The 23469-nt window shown below is 57.7% G+C and carries 21 protein-coding genes; 5 read left to right on the top strand and 16 right to left on the bottom strand.

What is annotated here, in order from left to right; translation table 11 throughout:
- Positions 1-12 precede the first annotated feature (12 nt).
- The 4 genes from sctV to CIT31_RS34470 form a co-directional block, all read right to left on the bottom strand.
- Positions 13-2076, bottom strand: a complete 2064-nt coding sequence (gene sctV / locus CIT31_RS28245; protein ID WP_029354834.1) for a type III secretion system export apparatus subunit SctV — start codon at positions 2074-2076, stop codon at positions 13-15.
- A gap of 232 nt (positions 2077-2308) precedes the next feature.
- Complete coding sequence (locus CIT31_RS28250) at positions 2309-3199, bottom strand: SctD/MshK family protein (RefSeq protein ID WP_029354836.1); 891 nt, start codon at positions 3197-3199, stop codon at positions 2309-2311.
- Positions 3200-3315: 116 nt separating this feature from the next.
- The gene (locus tag CIT31_RS35465) at positions 3316-3558 is read right to left on the bottom strand and encodes a nodulation protein NopA (RefSeq protein WP_236370642.1); all 243 of its coding nucleotides are present in this window, start codon (positions 3556-3558) and stop codon (positions 3316-3318) included.
- 72 nt (positions 3559-3630) lie between these two features.
- Positions 3631-3960, bottom strand: coding sequence for a hypothetical protein (locus tag CIT31_RS34470; RefSeq protein WP_091595908.1), 330 nt, complete (start codon positions 3958-3960; stop codon positions 3631-3633).
- 1344 nt (positions 3961-5304) lie between these two features.
- Here CIT31_RS34470 and CIT31_RS28265 point away from each other — a divergent pair.
- Positions 5305-7419, top strand: a complete 2115-nt coding sequence (locus CIT31_RS28265; protein WP_236370640.1) for a hypothetical protein — start codon at positions 5305-5307, stop codon at positions 7417-7419.
- A 546-nt stretch (positions 7420-7965) separates the two neighbouring features.
- Here the strand turns inward: CIT31_RS28265 and CIT31_RS28270 are convergent.
- The 12 genes from CIT31_RS28270 to CIT31_RS28325 form a co-directional block, all read right to left on the bottom strand.
- Positions 7966-8769, bottom strand: a complete 804-nt coding sequence (locus CIT31_RS28270) for a hypothetical protein (RefSeq protein ID WP_024505378.1) — start codon at positions 8767-8769, stop codon at positions 7966-7968.
- Positions 8770-9128: 359 nt separating this feature from the next.
- Complete coding sequence (locus tag CIT31_RS28275) at positions 9129-10166, bottom strand: EscU/YscU/HrcU family type III secretion system export apparatus switch protein (RefSeq protein ID WP_095521255.1); 1038 nt, start codon at positions 10164-10166, stop codon at positions 9129-9131.
- A complete protein-coding gene (sctT, locus tag CIT31_RS28280) occupies positions 10163-10981 on the bottom strand; it encodes a type III secretion system export apparatus subunit SctT (protein ID WP_091595845.1) in 819 nt (272 codons plus the stop codon). Before sctT ends, CIT31_RS28275 begins: the two co-directional genes overlap by 4 nt.
- Before the next feature lie 8 nt (positions 10982-10989).
- Positions 10990-11238, bottom strand: coding sequence for an EscS/YscS/HrcS family type III secretion system export apparatus protein (locus CIT31_RS28285; protein ID WP_081714428.1), 249 nt, complete (start codon positions 11236-11238; stop codon positions 10990-10992).
- A gap of 29 nt (positions 11239-11267) precedes the next feature.
- A complete protein-coding gene (sctR, locus tag CIT31_RS28290; RefSeq protein WP_029354851.1) occupies positions 11268-11933 on the bottom strand; it encodes a type III secretion system export apparatus subunit SctR in 666 nt (221 codons plus the stop codon).
- Entirely contained in the window at positions 11926-12954 is a 1029-nt protein-coding gene (gene sctQ, locus CIT31_RS28295) for a type III secretion system cytoplasmic ring protein SctQ (protein ID WP_187331393.1), read from the bottom strand. The genes sctR and sctQ overlap by 8 nt, the downstream gene beginning before the upstream one ends.
- 89 nt (positions 12955-13043) lie before the next feature.
- On the bottom strand, positions 13044-13556 hold the full coding sequence (locus CIT31_RS28300) for a hypothetical protein (protein ID WP_091595843.1): 513 nt from the start codon (positions 13554-13556) through the stop codon (positions 13044-13046).
- The gene (sctN, locus tag CIT31_RS28305; RefSeq protein WP_024505372.1) at positions 13532-14890 is read right to left on the bottom strand and encodes a type III secretion system ATPase SctN; all 1359 of its coding nucleotides are present in this window, start codon (positions 14888-14890) and stop codon (positions 13532-13534) included. The genes CIT31_RS28300 and sctN overlap by 25 nt, the downstream gene beginning before the upstream one ends.
- Positions 14887-15510 carry a type III secretion system stator protein SctL gene (sctL, locus tag CIT31_RS28310; protein ID WP_095521256.1) on the bottom strand — a complete coding sequence of 208 codons (624 nt, stop codon included), beginning with the start codon at positions 15508-15510 and terminating at the stop codon, positions 14887-14889. The genes sctN and sctL overlap by 4 nt, the downstream gene beginning before the upstream one ends.
- Positions 15507-16154, bottom strand: coding sequence for a nodulation protein NolU (locus tag CIT31_RS28315; RefSeq protein WP_329609620.1), 648 nt, complete (start codon positions 16152-16154; stop codon positions 15507-15509). Before CIT31_RS28315 ends, sctL begins: the two co-directional genes overlap by 4 nt.
- Complete coding sequence (gene sctJ, locus CIT31_RS28320; RefSeq protein ID WP_095521257.1) at positions 16147-17010, bottom strand: type III secretion system inner membrane ring lipoprotein SctJ; 864 nt, start codon at positions 17008-17010, stop codon at positions 16147-16149. Before sctJ ends, CIT31_RS28315 begins: the two co-directional genes overlap by 8 nt.
- Before the next feature lie 9 nt (positions 17011-17019).
- The gene (locus CIT31_RS28325) at positions 17020-17529 is read right to left on the bottom strand and encodes a nodulation protein NolB (protein ID WP_095521281.1); all 510 of its coding nucleotides are present in this window, start codon (positions 17527-17529) and stop codon (positions 17020-17022) included.
- A gap of 186 nt (positions 17530-17715) precedes the next feature.
- On the opposite strand from CIT31_RS28325, the gene CIT31_RS28330 reads away from it, so the two are divergent.
- The 4 genes from CIT31_RS28330 (at position 17716) to CIT31_RS28350 (ending at position 23424) form a co-directional block, all read left to right on the top strand.
- Positions 17716-18414, top strand: a complete 699-nt coding sequence (locus CIT31_RS28330) for a secretin N-terminal domain-containing protein (RefSeq protein ID WP_091595837.1) — start codon at positions 17716-17718, stop codon at positions 18412-18414.
- A 301-nt stretch (positions 18415-18715) separates the two neighbouring features.
- Positions 18716-20653 carry an HrpF/NolX family T3SS translocon protein gene (locus CIT31_RS28335; RefSeq protein WP_091595835.1) on the top strand — a complete coding sequence of 646 codons (1938 nt, stop codon included), beginning with the start codon at positions 18716-18718 and terminating at the stop codon, positions 20651-20653.
- Positions 20654-21704: 1051 nt separating this feature from the next.
- Positions 21705-22049, top strand: coding sequence for a helix-turn-helix domain-containing protein (locus CIT31_RS28345; RefSeq protein ID WP_091595831.1), 345 nt, complete (start codon positions 21705-21707; stop codon positions 22047-22049).
- Between the two features lie 37 nt (positions 22050-22086).
- Positions 22087-23424 carry a serine hydroxymethyltransferase gene (locus tag CIT31_RS28350; protein WP_091595829.1) on the top strand — a complete coding sequence of 446 codons (1338 nt, stop codon included), beginning with the start codon at positions 22087-22089 and terminating at the stop codon, positions 23422-23424.
- Positions 23425-23469: the final 45 nt, after the last annotated feature.

Genomic DNA, 23469 nt, shown 5'->3' on the forward strand with positions numbered 1-23469 from the left:
GGAAAGGTGGAACTACTCTAACAATCCGCTGTTCGATCCGTGCGGGAGTTTGACGGATCCTGCCGGGCGAATTGTAAAGTCGGAGGCGAGGTCTTGATAAGACAGCACGGCGAGATCGATCCCGTTTCGCGTCAGAAAGCCGCGGACGAAACGTCGGACATCCATTGACGTCAACAGAATAGGGCGGGTTTGACCCGGTTCTGTGTTCGAAAGGACCTGACGTATCTGTGATAGCATCGCTTCGCTTTGCCGATCCTCCAGTGCGAGATAGGGGCCTGCATCCGAATCTCGAACCGCGCCACGCATCACATCCTCGCTCTCGCGTTCGACGACCAGGGCGGACACGATGCCCTCGGTGTTGGCATAGCGGTGGCAGATCTGTCGCTTCAAACCAGAACGGACATATTCCGTCAGCAGGGCAACGTTTTGCTCACGCTCGCTCCATTCGGCCAATGCCTCCAACACGAGACGGGTGTGGCGGATTGGGATACCTTCCTCCAGGAGGCGGCGCAGAACATCGGCAATCCGAGGAATCGGCGTCGTGCGCAGCACCTCTTTCACAAGATCAGAATATTCCTGCTCCATTCGGCCCAGGAAATGTCGGGTCTCTTGGATGCCCACCAATCGCGGTGCGTAGCGGGTCAACGTTGCATGGACGCGCAAGGCGAGGAGTTCGCCGGGAGCCCAATGCTCCGTGCCGGCGCCCGTAAGGGCCTGTGCAGGGGTATGTTCGACCGGGAGTCTGTCCGTTTTCGGCTCACGCCTAAGGGGGATACCGCTCGAGTCGACGTGCGCTACATCGGCTCGGAGCGTCATCTGGCTTGGATCTATCGCGTCCTGTTCGACTGGCACGCCCTCGACATCTATCCGGAATTGCGATGTAGGCAGCTGCTCGTCAACCAAGACAGGGATGCGGGGAACGATAATGCCCAGATCGGCTGTGACCAGGAGCGAAACGCGCCCAATATGTTTTTGCAATTCGGCTTGATCGATCGCCTGCATAAGATTTGGCGCTAAAAAAAATGCGATCGGGAATTCCTTCGCAGGCGCGGCTTGCTTAGGCTCCGCTGCAGTTCCATCTTTCGCATCGGCAGTGCCGGCGCCCAGCACATCAGCCTTGACAATGCTTACCGCAGCGAACACTGCGGCCAGCATCAGAAAGACGGGGAGGGGAAACCCAGGAACGAACCCCATCACGACCAGGACGCCGGCCGCCAGCCGCAAGGCTCGAGTACTGGCCGTGAGCTGACTGACCATTTCGGTACCGAGGTTGATCCTCGCCGTCCCAGTCACACGGGTGACGATGGTCGCCGCAGTAATGGAGAGCAGAAGGGCCGGAATCTGCGATATCAATGCATCGCCTATCGTCAGCAGAGTATAGTGATGCAGCACCTCGCCGAAGGACATGCCCTTGGAGAGCAGACCGATCGAAATTCCACCCAGCATGTTGATGCAGATAACCACCAGCCCGGCGATGGAATCGCCCTTCACAAATTTCATCGCGCCGTCCATCGCGCCATATAGTTGGCTTTCCTTCTCCAATTCGGCGCGCCGCCGGCGGGATTCGTTGGCATCGATGTGGCCGTTGCGTAGCTCTGCGTCGACCGCCATTTGCTTGCCCGGCAGAGCATCCAGCGTGAAACGCGCCGCCACTTCTGCCACCCGTTCGGCACCCTTCGCGAGGACCATGAATTGCACCATGGTGACGACCAGAAATATGACGAAACCCACCACGATATTGCCTGAGATGACGAAATCGCCAAAGGTATGAATAATGCTGCCGGCCTCCCCCTCGGCCAGGATCAGTCGCGTCGTTGCGACCGTCAGCGCGAGACGGAATACAGTGGAAATCAAAATAACGCCGGGCAAAGAGGAAAAATCAAGTGGAGTACTGACATACAGGGCAACCATCATCAGCAGTATGGCCAACCCCATATTGAATCCTATCAGTGCGTCGACCACCACGACCGGGATAGGCATGACCATCATCGCGACAGCCAGAAGCAGCATCAACGCAACCATTAAATCCGGGCTGGCCGGCGCACGCTTGATGAAGTCACGCAGGACGTTGGCCATCGAGACACCTTTGCAATCGGTTGAGACTTACTCTGCTGTTACGCCCTGAAACGTAGCTTTCGAACTCCGAAGGCGCCTCGGCCTTGGCCAGCGCGTGACCCTGCATGAGAGCCACAAACAGGCGCGAAATGGCTGGGCAGCAAATGTTTCCAACGCAGCCAGCTTGTCAGCACCGAGCGCGACAGGATGTTTGGCTGGCCATAGAGTGCTGCTTGATGGGGCCTGCGAGCTTTCAATATGGGAGAGCAGCAATGCGGCCATTCCTGCTCAGCAGCACACGGCTGTCCTCAATACGATCGACTACCCATCCATCAGCCAAAATGGCCCCGACAAAATACTTCTCGCTGTCGATGACAAGATACGGTTGGGCCCCATGCCACACAGCTTCGACCGCGATTGCGGATGGCGCCTTCTCCTCTTTGATGAGCACTCCGTTCACCAGTGTTAGAGTACCCTTGGTGCGACGATCGAACGATTGCTGAAGCTTCTGCCAGCTGATGACCGATTCAGACGTGACGGTGCCCTCGGCGGTCACAACACCCTTTGCGGAGCCAATCTTGACGTCGAGAAGACCCGCTCGATCGACTTCCTCCTGCAGCTCTTTGGCCGCTGCCCCCGTAAGTTCATTGTCAGCGCGGTGACTGATCGTTCTGGACGCGACTTCAGCCCGAAGTGAATTGGGGCTCGATCCACTTGCATTGCCAAGATAGGAGAACATGCCCGAAAGCGCGCCGATCCCGAGTGAGCTGATTATGACCATGGCGAGCACACCGATCGGTAGGCGCGGTATGCCGGTCGAACCAGGCGGCTCTGCATCCTGCACGGACCAAGCAATGGACATCTCGCCTACGAGCAGGACGGCAGGAAGGGGCACAACAACGGACTGGCCTGCGGCGATATTCCGGTTGCCCTCGATACTGAGTCCGGGTGCAAGCGCCTCGAGTTCGATCGACTTGCCAAGAAGAGTTACACGAAGATGATGCGGTGCCAGTCCTTGCTCGACAAAGACCAAATCGGCATCGAAGCCGCTGCCGATTAAACACGTTTGAAGATCCGTCTTGCCGGTCAGTCCGCAATAGAGCCCCGAAAGCACTTCGAAACGGAGGGAAACCGCGTCATCCACAGAGCATCTCTCAAACAGGATAGAAGCCGCACGGCAATTGCCATGCGGCTCATTTCGGGACTACGTCGCGTCAATAAGGAGACGCGCTAGGGGCAGTCTAAAAGCCGCTTCCGACATTACGAAACGCGTTCGTCGGCGGCCTTCTTGATGGTCTGGAGATTGGTCGTTAGAGTGCGCAACTGGACACTCCTTTTCGTCGCCTCCAAGCTAACATTGGTTAGTTCTTGCACTTGCGCCTGAAAAGCAGTAGCATCAGCTCCGCTTGTATTGCCGGGAGTGCTACCGGTAGTTTTATCGGTGTTGCCAGTGCTATTGGTGTTGGTATTGCCTGATTTTTTATTATTATCAACTGCAGCCATGATCATTCCTTTTTCTGTTGGAGTTGTGCCGTCAATAACGGCCTGTATGACCTCACGCCGGATTTTCCCGCGTCAGGCATCTTCTGTGTCATCCAAAGCTTCATCGGCCTCAGCCATCGCATCGTTCGCGAATTGGAACGCGAACGATCGCAGGATACTTTGGAAGGCTTCACTTTGTGCTGCAGACTGTGAGTTGTCTTGAAGTTGATCATTTGAAACGGTCCGGTTATCCGCCCGATCGTTCCCGCCAGCTGGCTTGCCATCATTCCCACCAGCTGGCTTGCCATCATTGCCACCAGCCGGCTTGCCATCACCAGAATGCTCGGATTTCGAATCCCCATGGCCCTTTCGGATCAAGGAAGTCCCGAGGTTGCCAACTCCACTCCCAATTGCTGCTATCATCAGGTACTCCGGCATTTGCCATTGGCGGCGACGTGTTAAAGGTTAACCTCGATCAAGCTAAGGGCGGGAGCTTTCGAGAACCTGACGGCTTTTGACAAAAACCGGCCAGCGCAAAAACGTATGCTCTGCAGGATGTTGCTCTCGCATCGAACAGTCGACCACGATCTCGGCTGTTCGGCCAATCCCGCCGTCCACGCATGCCGCGACCGAATGGCAGCCGCAGCAGCTCGTTTGCATCCTCGATGCTGTGGTGTCGAACAGGAGACACGGTCCACGTGCTGCATGACCGCAATGACCGTATTCTTGCTGGCTCCACGGGCGCACGCAACGAGCAGGAACTCGGTCTTTGCATCACCATTCTCTCGCCTGCACATCACGGCCCGGCGCGGTGAGCTCATTGGCTTCGAGAAGGTCGGCGACCGTACGAACATGGGATGGTCTGCCGGCTTTGGGAGGCCGGTGCGGATCCTCTTCTCACCATATCGAAAGCTTGAAGCGGTCGGATTTTCTTGCCCTGTTCGTGAGAACTCCCATCGTCAGCTAATCGTCAGCCAAGCGGTCTATCTAGGCCGGCCGTGCCTGACCTTCGGATCCAAAGGTCCCGTCTCGACACTTTTTGTAACTATAGATCGAAATGGTTTCCCGCGCGATACGCAACGCACACGCTTCTCTGAAGCAAATGTGTGACTTTGTCGGTGGCGAACGAGAGGAGTGACGCCTCAATAAAATCGTCAGGCACGTGTCTAGGAAGGGGAGCTAGCCGAGTTGGTCTGATTTCATTCGCTGTTCCTGGAAATCGGCGGACTGAAGCGCTGATAATCTCAGGACATCGATATGCGAAAGTCCTGTGAGCTCGGGCCAATCTTGGCCTGCTACTGAGAAGCACTTTGGCGGGAACATTACGCCGTCGCGGGTCTGGCTGACCGTGACGTTAACCGAAAGATGCCGCTGGTCTCGTCAGCCGCCAGCACAATAGCAGCACATTCTCGCCTACTACGGAGACGCAATATGAAGGGCATTGGCCGACCACGGAAATCGCAGGCTGAAACTGGAGCCAGCCGCGCGGGGCGGGCGAGCAGTTCCCTTTCGCAATCAAGTCTTGCTGCGGGAGAAGGTGGACAGTCATTCGATTCCGTTGTGGAGCAGATGCGCTCTGGGGACGCCGATAGGAGGCCCTCCTCCCTTCCAGTTGCGCGCGGTCCAGGCGATGCCCGCGAAAGTCTGCCAGGCGCCTCGATTGGCGAAGATCAAATCCTGAACGCACCGCCACGTGGAGCCGCTGCGCCACCACGCGGAACCGTAGCGCCACGTGGCGCAGCCGCAAGGCGGCGCGGTTCTCCCTCCATGTCTGAGGGCGAAGCCATGGCGCCGGTCGGTAGCCAACTATCAACCGCGCAGGTGGAAGGCACCAGCTCATCGTCAAATGAAGATATCAGTCCGACACAGCTCAGAATGAACAGTCTTGTTCAACAACTGACTGATTGCGAGGCTGCGGCCAGGAAAACCGACGTCCCCGAGGAGGCGGTGGAGCTGATCAGTCGGGTCGTCGATGCAGCCTCAGCAATTCTGGAGTACCGCGCTAGCCTGCCTGCGGCTGAGGCGCAGACAATTATGCCAGACGACAAGGTGCGTAGATGTTGCCAGATCGTGTGCGACGCCGCGAATGAAGTAGACAAACTTGGCCTGTCGACGATCACGAAATTGGACAAAAAGACCAAGAAAGCGGCAGGTATGGTCGATAAACTCTACTCCTACTCCCAGGCGGACCGGCAGGAGCTGTTGATTTTAAATGTGGAGAACCACCATACGGCGGCAATTAAGTGGTGGGAAAAAAAGGCATGGCGCTCCGAACGGCAGCGATCCGCCTGCGCTGCCACCGCTAGCCTATCCAGTGGAACGCCCGTGATGCGGGAAGCCGAGCGGTGCGCACTGCGGCTGCGTGCCGGCTCGGTACTGAGTGTCAGGATCTGGCTGGTCCGTGAGCGGATCGGTCTTGCGCGGGCCAAGATTGAACTGCGGGCGAGCAGGTTCGAGCCAGATTTGAAGGAACTCCTCGTCGGTCGAAATGGAGTGGTGCAGCTGATGGCAAGCGCCGTTCAAGAAGCTCTTCGCGCCCTCTCTTTGGCGAAGGGCATAATGGATGATGGCAAAGCACTCAACGCTCATGATTGCGCGGTTGTAGAAAAGATCATGGAGCGGCTTTCGGATTTTGGATTGGCGTTGCACGAGGTGCATACCAAGCTAAGCCATACCTACCCAGATGCCGGCCTCCCATTGAAACTGTTCGAACGGATCGTGGACGATGCATGGATCACTGCGCACGATGCCATGCACTTGTTGAACCTGCAGTCTCCGCCGTCAGCCATCATGGCGCCACAGGCCCAGGCGGGCGCTGCGATGCCGGCCAGGGCAGGCGCTGCGATACCGGCTGACACTGCTGGTACGGCTGCAGTGTCAGAAGGCACTACAGCGCGAAGGAAAGGGAAGTCAAAGCATAAGTCGGCAGCTCGCGCCGGGACTTCTGCCGCCGGGCAGCCATCAACACCAGTCGCTGCGAACGCCGGCACAGTGCCAGCAGCCAAGGTTCTCGCGCGCTCGGATCAAGTTGCGAGTACACAGGTGAGAGCGCAAGAGGTGGCTGCGAGTTCGTCGGGGGCAGGCTCGACAATCGGGGGCGCCGCGTTGTCAATGGAGGTATTGACGGAGCGGCTCAAACGATTGGACGAACTTTTGCAGTTCGATCTGGCCGGTCAGCAAAGCGTCGTCTCCCAAGTGCGCCAGATGAAGCCTGAGGAGGCCGGTAAGGTCGTGGACGATGTGGCCCAGTACCTGCGAGCCCAGGCCATTGAGATGCAAACCTGTCTCGCCGGGTTGCAGGGGCGTAATGTACGCCTGCTACTCACCTCCACCCAGCTACCCAAAGTGCACGAACGCACAGACCAGCTCAAAGGGTTGCTGAACATGGTGCTGGGACAGGCCAACGCACTGAATGAAGGAAAAGCCGGCATTACGACTGATTGCATGAAGGCCTACGCATTTCCGGCGCAAAAATACCTGGAACATTTGTGCAATGCCGACGAATTGATGCCGCCGGAGGCACCGGTCGCGCTGCGTGGCGAGCCAGGAAAGCTGTTTGAGATGAAGCTGCAGCCCAAGATGCTGGTCAATGGTGGGATGCCGAGCCCGATGTGGGTGCACATCCACACGAGTCGCCCCGTCATGGCCAGAAACTTGGAAGGGCTGGCTGATTCCGAATTCACCGCTTGCCACGTTAAATCCAACGAACAGCGCGGCTACAATCGAGAGCGAGAGGAAGCCGATGCTAGGTCCGGTCGCGAGAAGGTCATAATTCATCGCGGCAAACTCACCCCCGCTTTCTGTAAGTCCTTGTTGACCTCGGGGCTTGGCCGCCAACCACGCCATTCGCGTGCCGAGCTCCCGTCGGCGCAGGCTGCATGACAGGGCACGTACTTTGGGGTCTAGGGCAGAATGCGGCCGGCCACGCTGTGAGTCAGCGAGCATTTCTCCTGGCCAAACCGCGAATGCCGCTGCGCGAGTTGCGGTCCGGCGATTGGAGTCGATCGGCTACCGTCAGGGCCGATTTGCGATGTCGCGTTACCTGCTGTTGACGTGGCGGCGTATCTTGCCTCCCATCCAACTTATCGCCGAGATCGCGCCGCCAAGATCGAGGCGGAAGGTCTTCCTGCGAGCGCGGAGCAGGCATAGCCGATCCGATCGGGATCGGCGCATCGCAACGACCCAACGGTGTGGTGGAGAAAATTGGATTCGGGAGAGCTCGTATCCAAGAGGCGGAGTTCCGGCCCGAATACAATCCGCTCGCCCGCTGCACCCACGATGCGCATCCGCAGTTTATTGTCTGGGAGATGGGCTGGATTGCTCGGCGGCGCTGGCGCTAAGGCGGGGCTGATCGCCGGACAATCAGCATTCACTGCCAACAGCCTTGCAACCGTCACCAGTTGCAAGGCTCGGCGGCGGGTCGACAAATCACATGAAATCGTCGTCGGACCCGCTATCGCTGCTGTCGCTGTCCTCGGTTTTGTGGAGATAGAGTGGAGGTTTGCCTGCACGCTGCCACTCACCGGCACTGTTCTTCGTCCATTTGTCGGGATGCTGCGTAGGGTCAAGCACCAGGTCGCCATGATCCACTTCAACAAACCCCATCGTCTGCGCGCGCGCTTGTGCTTCCGGATTAGCCGCACGCCAATTCAGCAACGGTCGGTCGCCGTCTATCCGAAGTTGATGCTCCAGCAGAATATCGCCCGCATTTTCGACGAGCGGATGGGCGACTTGAAGATCCACTATGGAAGTGACCTCAGTTCGACCAGGAAATTGTTCCCGCCAACTTTCCGATTCGAACTCGTTCATGCTGAATCCGCCTTCCATTCTCAGCAGTCCGGCACTCCGGTCTCCCAATTGGTAACTGAAATATCGCGCGTGCTCCGTATCTCGACGGATGCCATATTGCTGAGCAACGTCCGCGGTGCGCCTGGCTCGTGACGATACGAACTCCGAATACTCTTGAGGATTGTCGGCGATGTGCGTGATTTCATCACCATGAAATTGCCTCACCTGTCTCCTGAAGGAAGTCCTGTTGATCTCCACCACAGGAGGTCGGGAATTGAGGGAGTATGCTTGGGGAGCCGCCGATGATGAGGCGCCGCTACCTTCCGATCCGGATAAGTGCATTCGGGCAAATGTGTCCGCGAACCCTTCGCTTCCTGCATCCGATTGCTCGCCGGCATTATGCGCGCGGTAACTATCGGATGAGCCACCAATTCGACCATACATGACGATTCGTACTCCTATGTTTCGCAACCGAGCTCAAGTTAGCACGGCTGTTCAACATAGGTCGCTTAGTTGACGACTAGCTGACGAGGGCATTCCAACGGCTGCACGAATCAAATCCGCACTGCCGGCCTCAAAACCTCGGACTGCGCCACGCACCGGCCAGCAGAGGCTGCAAGGTCATGCCGGAGGACTTGCCGTAGTTGCTGGGTGGCAGATCCGAGGGGAGTGATTGCCCCAGGCCCGCGGTTGCGCGGTTGGCCTGACAGAGACACTGGGGCACGGATGGCCAGCCGACATTTGCCACTAGCTAGCATGGAGCCAGGTCAGTTTTGAACTGGGCAGTCGTGGACTTCCAATGACTAGGCCAAGCCTGCGGCAAAGAGTGCTTTCGCGACAGGCTGGAAATATTGCATAGGAACGGCGTTGCCGAGTTTTGTAGTGCTTATCAGCTGACGTGCTAAGACATGGTCATGGACGATCGTCAGGCGTAGTGCCCGCGCCTCACTCAACACATGTGAAACGCGCTCACCTTCGGCACGGCAAACTAAGAACGGCACCCCGGTTTCACCGCGAACGTAACGCAGACCGATCAGGACCGCCCTTCCTGTTAAGACCAGCGTGGCGCGATGCACGCCAAGCGCAGGCTCGTCGGCCGCCTCCTCGCGGATGCGACGCTGTTCACCTTTCAACTCTGGCGCTCCTTGCTGATCCTTCGACTCGCGCGTCACTTCGGTATTGGTCATGCGCATTTCGCGCAGATACAACGCGCGCTGGAGCAGGAGATCGATCAGTCCGCCGACCAGCAGTGCGCCGGCGCCAATTCCCATCAGCAATTTTGTCTCCATAAAGATGAGGCCAACACAGCCCATGCCGCAGATCGGCAGAGGGACCATTGTCTTCCACATCCCGAGAAGGACAATGGAAAAGGTTGCGCTGAGAACCAATACCTTGAACATGGTCTTGCAGACTTCGACCATGGAACGAGCAGACCCCAAGCGCTTCAGCCCTTCAAAGGGGTCAATTTTCTTAAAGCTGAGCTTCATCGGCTCCAGAGAGAAGACAAATCCACCATTGGCTAGCAGGCTGGCCAAAATCACCGCGGCGACGAGGGTTCCAAGCAGCGGGCCAACAGCCGCGACGGTGAGTTGGACGAGCACAACCAATGCCTGCGGCACCGCGGTATCGAAAGGTAGGCTCTGCAACTTGGTGGCTAATAGGAGCGCTTCCCGGCATTTGTCCTCGATCACGCTGCCTCTTAGCCAAAGGTAGCCGAGCCCAGCGCAAGTCCCGACCGCGCGGACGAAATCGGAGCTACGTGGCAGCTGTCCTTTTTTGCGCGCTTCACTTAACTTCTTCGGGCTGGCGGCGTGTGTCTTCTCTTCACTTGTGTCGCTCATGGCAGCAATTTGTCGAACCACTCCAGCGCGCCGTTGGCTTGTGTGACCTCCAGTTTCATGCTCTCCACCAGATAGGCAGCGTAGGTGACCATGAGAACTGGAAAGACAATGTTCTTGATTGCCGGAGACAGTTGGCTCGCCTTAAATTGCGGGGCAAAGCGACGCAGCAGCATCATCGATATATCAATCAGTATCAGGAAGAACACGACAGGCCCCGATACCAATAATGCCGTGCGCATTATGCGGTCGAGAAGCCCCAACAACTCCATTGCTCCTGGCCCGCTCAGTGTCGGGTGAAACTGATACACCGGCCAGATCAAGTAGCTGCGGTACAGGACACTGATCAAAGTTTCCAGGCCTCCTGATCCGACGAATATGGCAATCGCAGTGATCCCCAGAAAAACGCCCATCGCGGAAGCCTGACTGTTCGTCGCGGGATCGGCCGAAGCGGTCGGGCTGCTGATGCCGCGTTGGTTGTCGATAAGCTCCCCGGCAGCCTGAAGGCCCCAAAGCGGAATGCCAAGAAAAGTGCCAAGGAGTACACCGACAAAAACTTCCTTGAATCCGAGCAGGGTTAGCTGGATCAGGCGTGTATCAGAATCCAGCGCCGGCAATCCGCCGCTGACGTGTGCCAGGCATGGTAGTGCGAAGCCAACAGCCAAACAGCCCCGGATCAGCCCACTGATCTGCGAGCGTGTGAATACGGGAAAGATCAGCATGATGCCCATCGCGCGGGCTGCCCCAAGACCTGCCGCAACGACGAGTTCGAGAGCCGTCTGGATCAGAATTTGAATATCGGCCGATGGCGCGTCCATGGGGCGGACTAGTAGCTAAGTGTCATTGCGGGAAACTCGGTGAAGATCTGATCGGCTAGCTCTATGAGCGGGGCGCTTAGCACAGGAGCAAACAGCCCAATCACCGCGACAACGACCAGAAGCTTCACGGTGAGCGGCAAGCTTTCATCCTGGATCTGCGTCGCCGCCTGGAGGATGCCGATGACGAGGCCGACAACCACTGATGCAATGAGCGGCGGTAGAATCCAGATCATGAAAACCACCAGTGATTGGCTCATAAGAGTAATGATGCTGGATTCAGTGATGATCAGCCTCCCGGTAACGTATAACTCAGCACAAGCCCATGCATCAATTTTGACCAACCATCAATGGCAACAAACAAAAAGATCTTGAACGGGACAGATATAACAGTTGGTGAGACCATCGACATACCCATTGCCATCAAGATAGTTGTAACTATCAGATCTATAACAATAAAAGGCAGATAAAGTAGAAATCCTATCTCAAATCCGCGCTTCAATTCTGATAGCAAGAAAGATGGTACAAGTATTGCAAAGTCATCAGGCGTGGCTGCGGCGTGCATTTCCTCTGGCCAGACCTTTTCTGTCGAAGATAGGAAAAATCGCCGCTGCTCTTCATTTGTGAATTTCTTGAGATGCTCGCGCAAGGGCTCACTTCCGGCTTTAGCGGCGCTTACCCAGTCGTCGAATGTCTGATAGTGGAGCTTGGGATCCGACATGCGGTCATAGGTCTGCTCAGCAACGGGCGCACTAACGAACATAGTGAGGATCATCGCCGCGGCGTACAGCACCACATTGGGTGGTATGGTCTGGGTCCCGAGCGCATTGCGGACGAGGAAAAGAACAATTGATACCTTTACAAAGGCCGTTGTCGTGGCAACTGCTAAAACCAGCAGACCGAGTCCGGCGGTAACCGCAAGAAGCGCCAGGATTGTCGGCTGAGCTTCACTCATTGCATGCAAACCCGCCACGGAGCCTGATGCCCAGCTCTTCTCCGATGCGGACAATGTCGCCACGCCCGATACGCTGACCATTGGCCACTATGTCGACCGGGCCGTCGATCGGCCATCCAAGTTCAAAAATATGCCCTTCGCCGGCACTTCTTAATTCCCCAAGAGAAATAGGCCAGCGGCCGCATTCAAAGACAAGCACGATCTCGACATCGTCGAGATCCTTAGTAAGCTCCAGTTGCGATCCGGGTTGTGTCATATGCGCATTCTCCAAAGGACACGGTCGCGGGCGGAAAGGCCCCCGCAAGATTAATTCATCGCCGTCAAGATCCGCCCCGGCGCACAACTGGCCGACAGCTAGGGTGATCTGGCCGCGGCCGAACGGCGCAATATCGGGCAACAATGCATCACCGACACATGCGCTTCGAAGAAGCGCCGCAGGAAGGCGAAGCGTGCCGACCTCTCCTGCAACAATGAGCGGGAGCTCTGGAGGCAGCCCGCCCAGCTGCCGCGGCAACTGGGCAAGCAGTTCGCCTAGCGCGCGAAACGCAGGCGGTACTAAGCCGTCAAGAGGCGTGAACAGGAATAGACGGCCCTTGCCCTTGACCGCGCCGAAAATGATGTCGAGTTCAAGATGAGGAGCCAGCATCGTGGCTTCGCATACGCGCACGAGTTGCACGTTCAGACGCGTCGTCTCCTCCAGTCGAGTGACAAGCGGCTCAAGAGCGAGTTCGAGAATAAGCGAAGCAGTTGGCTCGGAAGGGAAGGCCAAGCCGTTCTGCACTGTCGTGATGAACTCCTCTACGAGCGGGCGCGACAGCGACAAGATGACCGTCTCGGCTCCCACTCTCCAGACGCAGTCAAGCATCGGAATGGCAGCAGGTTCCTGCTGCCAGACAAGCCCTGCCGTTCGCACCGATAGCGGCACCTCGTTGATCCGGCTTTGAAACGGCGTGCGGGGCGCTGCTGTATCATTGAGCCACGAGACAACCGTGCGGGACAGTTTCAGAACTGGTTCGAACATGGCGGGTGTGACCGCAGCGGCTATCAAAGACTGCACGGTCGTGTCATTCGGACGACCTCTTGCGACTGTCGGATCCGGTTGCGCGGCATTTAGGCAAGCGACCCCCTCGCATATTTCAGCAGTATCTCGTCGTCGGCCTCGATCTCGGCTGCGGCCTCCGAATGAGTCTCGACGGCGCGCCGCACGTCGTCCTCGATTTGTTGCCATTTGTCCCTTGCCGCCGAACATATGACCCATAGCTCCCTCGTCCTGGACGCCGCCATCTCAGCCTCCTCTTGAGCGATTTGGGCATCATCAAGCATCTGCCGTCTGGAAGTGATCTCAGCGGCAAGCTGTTCAGTGTGAAGGCGGTGACGGTCGAGCGCTGCGCTAGACAAGTTGTCGAGTGACATCAGATGCTGATAGAGCGCTGCTTCTGTTCTTGAACAATGTTGCTGTATCATTGCAAGCTCCCTAGCGGCATTTTGTACGGCTGAGGCGGCCACATCGCGCTGGGCTTCCTTCTTGGACAGCTCGCCAAGGGCACGACGCTCTTGCATTTCCTTCAGAAGCCGTAACCTCGAAGACTGAACCCAGTTCACGCGGTCAGACGCGACATCCATGCGACCGTCTCCTCGAAATCTGACGCGTCATCTTCGCTCTGGCGCAGAAACTCCCTCAGTTCGTCGATTGACGCGACGGCCCGGTCAGTCAGGGGATCTCCACCTGGCTTGTATTCGCCAACATTGATCAAGAACTCGGTCTCGGCATAGCGCGATAGGAGCTCGCGGAAAATGGATGCTGCCTTGCGATGTGTCCCCGAAACGACTGCATCCATGACGCGGCTGCGACTCTGCAGCACATCAATAGCGGGGAAATGCGATCGCGCCGCAATAGCGCGTGAGAGGATGACATGGCCATCGAGAATACCACGCGATTCCTCGGCGATTGGATCACCTGTGCCATCACCCTCTACAAGCACCGTATAGAAGGCCGTGATTGAGCCCCGCTCACCCATGCCGGCGCGCTCGAGCAGGCCTGGCAGCATGCCAAAAACGGAAGGAGGAAAGCCCCGTCGCGTCGGCGGCTCACCCGCAGCAAGGCCTATTTCGCGCATAGCGCGGCAGAAGCGCGTCAGCGAATCCAGCATGAGAGCAACGCGTAGGCCCTGATCGCGAAAATATTCCGCGAGCGCAGTCGCCATTGGAGCGCATTGCGCACGCTCCACCGCCGAGCGGTCGGAGGTTTCAACCACGACGACCGTACGGAGAAGGCCCTCTTCACCAAGATTCCTTTCGATGAATTCACGAACTTCCCGTCCACGTTCGCCTATGAGCGCCACTATGACGACGTCAGCGGCGGCACCCTTTACGATCTGTGACAACAGCGTCGACTTGCCACCACCTGGCTCGCCATAAATCCCGATCCGCTGGCCCTCGCCGCACGTCAGCAGACCATCGAGGACACGGACCCCAAGCGGGAATGGCCGCTCAATCATGCGCCTCGTCATCGGATTGGGGGCTCTGCCATGCAGTGGCCGAGTTTCGACGGTCTTGATTTCGCCTTTGCCGTCCAATGGGCGGCAACGACTGTCGATCACGCGACCGAGCAAATCGCCGCCGACGGGCACCTCACGCATTCGGCCAGTGGCCACGACCTCTGCGCGGCTGGATAGGCCCACCAAGTCCCCGATCGGTGTCAGCAATACACCATCACCCGACAGGCCGATCACCTCGGCCTCGAGCGACAGCCCGGTTCGCGGGTCCTCTAGGAGGCAAAGTTCCCCAATACGAGTGTCTGGCAAGACGGCATGAACCAGTGTGCCGATAGCCCGCGTGATCCGACCCCGCACCGCACGCGTGTCAATTCGCTTGGCCGCAGCCCTCAACGACGAGATTGCTGGAACGAGAGCTCGAGTGTCGGCGTCAGCGTTATGTTCTGGGACGGGCTTTCTCATAGCTCGCCTTTTTCACAGAGCGTCCCGAAACCAAGGCGCAGCGCGCGCATCTGGGCGTCAAGTCCCAGGTCGACATTGCCGTACTCGCTCCACAGCACGCACCGTTGCGGCGACAACGTCGGGTCGGGCTCGATCCGCACCCTTGGTCGACCATCCTGGCCGTCGCATCGAGCAAACTCTCGTGCAAGCATGTCGACTTGCATGGGAGAAACATGAAGGCAAACTTCGGCGCCGCTGTATTGACACTCTATGGCGTGACGAACAGCCCTCACCAATAGCTCGCCCGGATCGAAAGCGCCGATAAGATCGCTCAATATTTCCATCACGAGCTGCGGCAATTCCTGCTCCAGAGCCGCCTTTCGTCGCGCGATTTCGGAGATTGTCTCCGCAATCAGCCCTGCCATCTCCTCGGTGCCTGCATTCGAGCCCTCCATGTGGCCGCGCGCCCACGCCCGCTGGTAAACGGCGCGTGCCCAGTTTCGAACGCGCTGCCGATGCCGTTCTGCCGCGGCAAGCGCTTGCGCGGCGCTGTGCCAGGTTTCGAGCTCGCTCGCGGGTATCAGTGGTCCGACTGGACGCATCTGCGGCGCTATTGGCCCCTCGGAAAGTTCGGCTGTCATTTCACCGGGGTCTCTGTCTCAAAATGAGCTAGTACAAGTGAAAGCAATTGGCCGGCGGCGGTCCAATGCTCAGGTGCTGGAGTCTCCGCGGCAGTCCCCTCGGGCAACCGAAGAAGCACGCGGTTACGCTCGGTCGCTGAACTGTCCTGGAGCCAAGCCCCAAGACATGCATGTCCATCGTATTCGATTTGCTGAGCGAGTTTTTCTGGGTCCGCGATCAGTCTGTTCTCAACGGCATGCAGCAGGTGTCGGATTCCGAATGCGTGTGCATCCACGCCGATGCGTTTAACAAGGATGGCAAGCTCAGGCTGAGAGACAAACGCGACCAGCGAACGGGCATGCCAGATACTACCAGCAAGAAGGGCAGCTCGATATGGATCGTGCCCGCGTAGAAGGTCCGGCCTGCAGCCGATGTGGTTCAGATCCACGTCATAGTTGCCCAGCAATTCTGCCAGCCTTGGATGCAGTCTGGAACACTTCTGCAACTTCACTAACGTTTCTGCCGATAACGCCGGATCAAGACGCGCCGCTAGACGGGTCGGATGGGCCGAAGCCGCAAGCTCGCTCGCGCCCGGAAAACGCAATTGGTGCGGACCATCAGGTCGGGCGGTCTGTATAGGCATTTGCAATGAGATGTCACCCACGTCCAATTGCAGGCATTCTTTTGCGAATGGCCTCGACAGCAGAAGCATCCCGGCGCCCCTCGACCTTGGAAACGCCGGTTGATTGCTTGCGCCGACGCGTAACAACGCTGACCAAGAGATAACAGGCCAAGGCGAATACGGCTGCGGCAAAACCTGTCACGGTCGCCAGAATTGGCGCAGGAAGAGGTATTGATGCTTGTGGCAAAACAGCAGTCGGATCGGGCCGTTGCTCGTGTGCGGACCGTTCTACCGGCACCAAAACCACTTCCACCTTATCGTAGGACAAGCCTTCGATGCTGTCGGCTACGAGCATCTTTATCTTTGGCAGCAGAGCCGCGACATTTGTTTTGGCGTCGTGCCTGATAAACACCGAGGCCGAGGATGGCGTGGCGCCGGCTCGCACAAGGTCGTTATGCGGCAGCACGACGTGAACACGTACAGAAAAAACGCCATCGATATCGCTGATCGTCCGCGACAACTCTTCGCTCAGGGCATACACGTAACGGGCACGCTCTTCGGTCGGCGAGGCAATCAGGCCTGATCCTTGGAATATCTCACCGAGGTTCTTGAAGGATTGGCGCGGCAACCCCTTGGCGTTCAGAAGGTTGATTGAGAAGGCGAGCAGCTTTTCGTCAACCTGGATCGTGCTGGTCCCATCCTTGGCGACCACCCGGATCGCGGCGACCCCGTTGTCTTCAAGAAGTGCGAGCATTTCATTTGCCTCACGCTCTTGCAATTGCGTGTAGAGGTCGGTTTTGCAAGCACTGAGGGCGACGAGAACTGGCAGCATGACAAGTCTAATCGACCGCCACCCTGACAGGCCACGCATGATTTCGCCCTTGGCCAAGCCAATCATGCGCCCGGTTCAGCCTTCCTTCAAAAGTTTATTCACGGATGATGTGATGCCGCTGACGCCTTTGGAGATAAGCGCCACCTGGGTGACGCCGTTGTAAACATCCCGAAGACCAGCCATCATCGTTTCGAAGTCTTGCCCTTGTTGAGGAATGCCCGAGATTCCGGTTCCCGCCTCACCTGCGACGGGAAGCTTCTGCGCCGGTCCCGGTAGAGCGCCCTTCGAAAGGGCTATGTCATGGTCGAGCGCGGGGAAGGAAACAGTGTTGTGTGGATATAGGGAGGAAATCGTCTGCAACACGCGATCGCCCATGCCGCTCGTCGGCGCAGCCGCGCGCTGAACATCCATCGCCGCAGCAACTGGCGCCGCACTCGCTGGCCCCGCGGCGGCATCGTTTTTCAGCGAGTCGGCTGCATGCCCTAAGGCGCGCTCAAACTGGGCCTGCTCGACAATCGACGGTGATCCGACCCTGGGGAGGCCAGCCGTTAGAGTGGCAGAGATCGACGTGACAGGCATCATCATGTAAGGACTCGGTTGCTCTCTCTGACCGGGCGAGCCCCGCCCATTCATCACCCGGTGTCGGCGCAACACTCCTAGGGGGGCAAGCTGACAACAAGCTGACTAACGGCGGCGTCATTTCGACATCTAAAATCTCTTCGGCAATTTAGTCACTTGTGATGATTTCAGCGTTTGGTTTATCAGTGCGACATGCCGAGAACGCTTATCCAACCCGTCACCCTGCATGTTTTGAGACTTCTCTGTGCCGGGTTTTTTCTGTCCACCGGGATTCACCCGGCGCACGCAGTCCCGCTGTCCCTTCCGGCGACACCCTATAGATACACGGTTCTGGATCAGGAACTCGCTGCAGCGTTGCAGGAATTCGGCAACAACCTGAATATCAGGGTCAACATCAGTCCTGCGGTGAAGGGGCGAATTCGCGGACGTATGCCTGATTTGCCACCGCGCGCGTTCCTCGACCGCTTGACGAACCTTTACGGTCTCCAATGGTACTATGACGGCCTTGTGCTCTATGTGTCTGCTGCACAAGAATCGCAAACTCGAATGCTTTTGATGACGTCGATTCGCTTCGATGCGTTCAAGGGGGCTCTCGACAAGCTTGATATCTCCGACGAGCGCTATGTAGTCAAACCCGTGCCAGGCAATGGCCTCGTCTTCGTTTCCGGTCCACCGCGCTTCGTCGCACTCGTGGAGCAGACCTTTAACGGCTTGGTGGCGGAGGCGCAGGCGCAGACTCACATAGCGGCCACGCCAAAGGAATCAGTGCTGATCTTGTTTCGCGGCTCCTCCACTACGGTCGTTCGCGACGGACGACCGGATGCTTCTTATTCTTCTGACATCCCACAACAGGATAGCGTTGGCGGGAAGCCTGAGCTGGGCAAGAAATGAACATTGAGGATTTGCCGCAGCTCTGAAGAACATGACTGCGGCTACCCCTTTGTGAACTCTTCGCAAACTCGTCAGTTTCTCGAAAGCTAATCCGCTCATGATGAGTCCCGGCAGCTCTCGCGGTGACTCCGGCCATTGTGTTGGACCGAACCTTGGAGCCGGCCCGGAACACAGCAATTGAAGGCAGGGCAGGCGCATTCGTGACCTGCCGACGCTTGGAATTGTCGAATTTTGTGAAACGCAAGGGATCTTCTGTCGGGGTCTCTTGTGGGGATTTCAACGTCACGTCTGAGGATGCACAATGTCGGCCAGCAATCTTTCAACTTTCTACCGCTCAAATTCGCTACAGTCCGCAAGGGGTTGGCCGGGCCTGAAAGTTTCCCATTTTGCGACCCAGCATCAGCAAAGTGCATCGTGCTTCGAAGCGATGCTGTCCACTTGTGTGCTGGCAAACAAGCCCGGCTCTTTCGCGCAAGGGGATCTGCCAACGTCGAATCTTGATTCGACAATGGATAAATTGCGGCAGGACCCTTTGGGCCATCTGGCACCGGATGTCGAATCGACATTGAAGGGCTTGGAGCAACACCCACTGGATCTGCTGCCGCCACATATGAGGGCGGCTCTCAAGGAGGACCAATCGCAACGCTCCAAGGCGACTGAAGCCCAACATCTGCTCCGCGTCACCCCGAAGATCGAGCCGGCTCCCAGGCCGAGCCCCGGAATCACGTGGAACGGTGGGTCGCTGACCACGGCTGAGTTGCAGATTGTTGCGGTACTCAACCGTCACAAGGACCAATGCCCGCTTAGTTGGAAGTCGTTGACCGAGAAAGCCAATGATCCCTCTACGCCACCGGATCTGAAAGCGGCGATCAAGGGACTGCAGCAGGATTCGGGACTTTTTTATGCGATTGGCTCGCAGGGCGACGGCCGCTGTGGAGGCAAGATCAACGCCAAGGACTTGGCCGGATTTTCAAACCACCACCCACAAGTTGCTGCATTTCAGGAAGCCCAAGCGCAAAGCTACGAGCAGAACTACATACCATCCGACGGCAGCGGAGGTTTGCAGCCTTCGGTCATGACCTTGAGCGATGCCTTGCGGGAGTTTTACCGGTACTCCGAAAATCTGTCCAAGGACCTGAGTCTGGATGAGTTCAAGAAAATGGTCGGCGGCGAATCGAAAAACGGCAAATTTCCGCCCCAGGTCATTGCGGCGGCGCAATATTTCCTCGATCACCCCGATGCTTGGAACCAGTTGTGCGGTGGCTCGAAAGGGAAGATGCACAAAGAGGATTTCCTGCAAGTCGCCTCATCGTCGATGAGCCTCACGCAAACTGAGCTGAATACGGTCGAGATGATCAAGGACCATCAGGACACGTTCTTTGGAAGCGGTGTTCTGACTCGCGACAAACTGGCGAAAATGAAAGACGACAAGAGCCTTGATCCGAAAGTGCGGGAAGCAGCCTCTCAGCTCCTTTCAGATCCTCTTTTGTTTGGCCTCCTGAACAATTCGATCACGGGCTATAAGACCCATCATAAATTCTTCGACTTTGGCGGCGGGCATACGGTTGATTCCGGCAATATCAGCAAAAAAGACTTTGCCCATTTTTGCACAAACATGTCGTCTGCGAACCGCAACGTTCAGCAGCCAATCACCCACGGCGCCCAAACCGCAGAAGAGCAGAATGCCGTCGCGGACATGAAGATGGGCCTGATGGACCAGCCTGACATTAAGTCAGCCAAAAAGAACGGCGGGGCCGTCATGCACGTCGTCGACTCCGTGCTCAAAATCGAGACGAAAGTGCTCGACTTGGCGGCAACGGCGGTGGGACTGCTCAGCTTCATTCCGGGCCTCGGACAAGTAGCCGATCTTGCCTCGATGGTTCTCGAGGCTGAGTCGCAAGCAGCCAATCTCCTGCGTACGGCCATTAACGGAGGCGATATGAAGCGAGCGCTGGAGGAAGCTGGCCTCAATATGGCCGCGCAGGCGATCGGCCTTATCGCAGGCCCCGAGGTCAAGCTGGCCATTCGAAATGGGCTCGTAAAGCACCTGATGGAAGAGGCCTTGGCGGCAGGCATTGATCTTTCGGTCTCGACGGCGCAGGACTACGCAGAAGGCTATGTGAATAACCTCCAAGCGCGCCTTGCAGGCGGCCCTGAGCAAAACCTAGGCCTTCCGAGCATGCCATCATTCCAGAGTGTGGCAAGCAATGTGCCCTTCGTCGGCATTGCCTTATCCTAGCCGTCGCCTTGCGCGGAAGCTTTGGCTCGCGCGCTGAGATAAGGGTCATTGTGGCACAAGCAGGGGTTCATCCGCATCAACGCAAGCGGTGTTCCTGACGCCATCTTGATCGGACTGTGAGGGAGATGTCCGAAGTCTGTGAAGGCTTCGGTATATGACGACTTCAGAGTTACGCTGAGCCCAGCCATCTCGAGCCGGTGCGCCGGGTCGAGGTTTTCACGGGCGCCGGCCGGCAGCGGGAATGGTCTCCGGAAGGCACGGCGCGGATGGTGGCGGAGCTGGCGCAGCCGAAGGAACGGCTGTCGCGCGCCCAGGGCGGCCTCCCGAACAGCCAGACGATGATCTCCTGCGGCCTATATCCTTGTGCCCACGCTCAAGGCAGTCGGCTGAAAACAGCGCTAAAACAGCATTATCCTGCACTGCACCCTCGATCCTTGCGCTCACCGATCGCTCGTCGACACGCACGCGGTCAAGTCGTTATCGGCGCTATGCCGATGGGCTTCGAGAGCAAGGTGGACGCTGAGCGGTGCGTCAGCCTCAGGGCGCGGCTGGCCAGCTTTGGGTCTCACGCTCTATGACGGCAACACCCGGCTGATCCACTTGGCCTGTTCGGGGGCTCCCGGCAGCGGCGCGGAAGCCACGGTCCGCCTTCCTCGGCTTCAGGCCAAAGACACCGCAGCATGCTCCAGAGCTATGTCTGCCGCCTTCGCCCCATCGTCGCTGGTCATGTGGAAAGGACAAGCAGGCTACGCACCCCATAATCCCGTCGGGCAGGATTCGACAGTCGACGGCGAGACATTCGCCAAACCTCACCCTTGATTCTCAGCAACGTTAAAAAAAATTCACATAATGTTCGTGAGCGTAGTCTCCTGTCAGGTGGTACATTAGCCCCAATATCTGGCGTCTTAGTCGTAGAAAGGACTGTGATCCATCTTCCATTAGCATCCATACCAGCGGATTTACAGCAAATGACAAGAAGAGATCTCATGCGGATTGATGGGGATAGAAGGGCTAGCGGCTTGCTGCATCCCGTCCGGGTTGATGCCAACCAATGTTGACACTGGTAAATCGCGTAAGGACGGCAGCGCATCTTGATCGCCTTCGAATCCTGGGCCTTTGCGCGCATGCGGATCTAACCGTCGGCGAGCTGGCCGATATTACCAGTCTGCCTCGCGAGCAGGTTCGACGCCACGTCCGGCGGCTGGTCAGAGCCAACTTTCTTTGCTGCAACGAACAACGTCCGCAGTCTTCGTACCATATGCAAGCAGGAGGCAAGGATGGCGGGCTGGCTCAATTGGTGGTCGATCTCCTGCCCCACGATGATGGTCATCATAAAAGAGACCTACAACGCCTGGAAGCAATACAAGACGCGCGGTTGAAGGGACCGCCTGCTTGATCGTGAAATAGATCAGTCCAAATGGAGCGCGACTACCATGGATAACTCCGCCGGCGGCGCCATCGCGCAGCCCGACACTTACGGGCGGCCTCACTTAGCCGCCGTCGACTCCCGCGTTCGCGAACTGCTTCTAAGACAGGAGCGCCAGGAGCGGACAACTCTCAAACTGATCGCCTCCGAGAACTTTGCCTCCTCGGCGGTGTTGGAAGCGACCGGGTCGATTTTCACCAACAAGTATGCCGAGGGATACCCCGGTGCGCGCTACTACGCCGGAAACGAGATCGTCGATGAGCTTGAGACCCTCGCGATCGAGCGCCTGAAAGCGCTATTTGGCAGTGAACACGCCAACGTCCAGCCTTATTCAGGCTCGCCAGCCAACCAGGCTGTCTATCGCGCGCTTTTGAGCCCCCGTGACAAAGTGATGGGCTTGCCTTTACCCGAAGGCGGCCATCTGACTCACGGTTGGTCCGTCAATTTTTCCGGCAGCGATTATCAGCGCGTCCCGTACAGGCTGCACGAAAAGACACAGCAAATTGACTATGACCACTTGCGCGAGACCGCCAAGCGGGAACGCCCGAAGCTAATTTGGGTCGGCGGAACTGCTTATCCGCGTATTTTTGACTACGCGGCAATGGCCGAAATTGCTTCGGAGGTGAACTCGTATCTGGTGGCTGACATCGCCCACATCAGCGGCCTGGTTGTCGCAGGAGTGCATCCGAACCCCGTGCCCCATTGCGATGTGGTCACCAGCACCTCTCACAAGTCGATCCGCGGTCCCCGGGGTGGCTTCATTTTATCAAGGAATGAAGACCGTTATCAGCCCCTCCATCATCCGAAGAGCAAACACAATCTGGCCAAACGTATAGACCGCGCCGTGTTCCCTCTTCTGCAAGGCGGACCGCATATGAATACTATCGCCGCGCTTGCCGTCGCTTTGCAGGAAGCAGCGAACTCGTCCTTTCGTGTCTACGGTCAGCAGATCGTCCACAACGCCAAGGCTCTGGCCCAGGCGCTTCTGGAGCGAGGTTATGAACTCGTCACCGGGGGCACTGACAATCACATGCTGATCCTTGATCTTCGGGACCGGCCGCTGTCAGGCAAAGCCTATGCGGAGCGCTTATCGCGTGCAGGCATCATTGCGAATTTCAATATGGTCCCGGGCGACCGGCGGCATCCGGCGCTGACAAGCGGCATCCGCTTAGGGACACCAGCGGTGACGTCCATGGGCATGCGCGAAACGGAGATGGTGCAGATCGCCGCTTTCATCGACTCGGTCTGCCGCCAGCCCGATGACCAGGAAGTTCATGCGAGCGTACGAAGAGACGTTGCCGACTTCTGCACTGCGTTCGATGTTCCCGGCATCCCCGACCGATAAGCCACCCCAATCCAGAAACTCCTCACTAACTCCAGCACTTGAAGC

Source organism: Mesorhizobium wenxiniae (genome assembly GCF_002284535.1).
In the GTDB taxonomy this organism is placed as follows: Bacteria; Pseudomonadota; Alphaproteobacteria; order Rhizobiales; family Rhizobiaceae; genus Mesorhizobium; species Mesorhizobium wenxiniae.